General features: G+C 72.9%; 1 protein-coding gene. It reads right to left on the minus strand.

The genetic code is table 11. From position 1 onward, the window contains the following. Positions 1–457: hypothetical protein (locus tag AC27IQ_RS26735; RefSeq protein ID WP_487091500.1), on the minus strand; the 457-nt coding region annotated here is incomplete at its 3' end. Positions 458–602: the final 145 nt, after the last annotated feature.

Genomic DNA, 602 nt, shown 5'->3' on the forward strand with positions numbered 1-602 from the left:
CGGCGGCCTCGGCTTCGGCCTTGGCAGTGGTTTCGGCCACGGCGGCCGTCTCGGCGGCGGCGGCCGCGTCCGCCGGGGTTTCGGCCGGCGGCTCTGCGGGCGGCATGGTTTGCGGGGCGAACCGTCCCAGGGTGTGGTTCAGGAACTTCTGCAGCGACTGACCGGTGGTCAGCAGCGACTGGCCGATGTCGGCCAGTTCTTCGCGGATCTCCTGCGACAGCCGCGTCTTGTTCTCCACCATGTGCTGGAGCGCGCCGGACAGCGCATGTAAGGCCGGTGCAGCCTGGGTGGCCAGGCGCTGCACCCGGGCCAGCACCTCCTGGGCCTGGGCAGCGGTCGTGATCTGCACGGTGTTGGCGCTTTCCAGGCCGATGGCCACGGCGGCATGGGCCACGGACTGGAAGGCCGCCGACGCCGCCTGCAGCCTGGCCGGCAGCACCGAGTACCGCGTTTCCATGGGCGCCTGGGCGGAGGCCGCGCCGCTGGCTGCGCTGCTGCCGCTGCTCTGGAAGGACGGTCTTTGGGGCAGGACCGAAGGGCGGGGCGCCTGCGGACGCGGGCTGGCGCCCTGCAGGATGGAGGGGCGCACCTGCGGCAGCACC

The organism is Acidovorax sp. KPB24-07 (assembly GCF_057543315.1).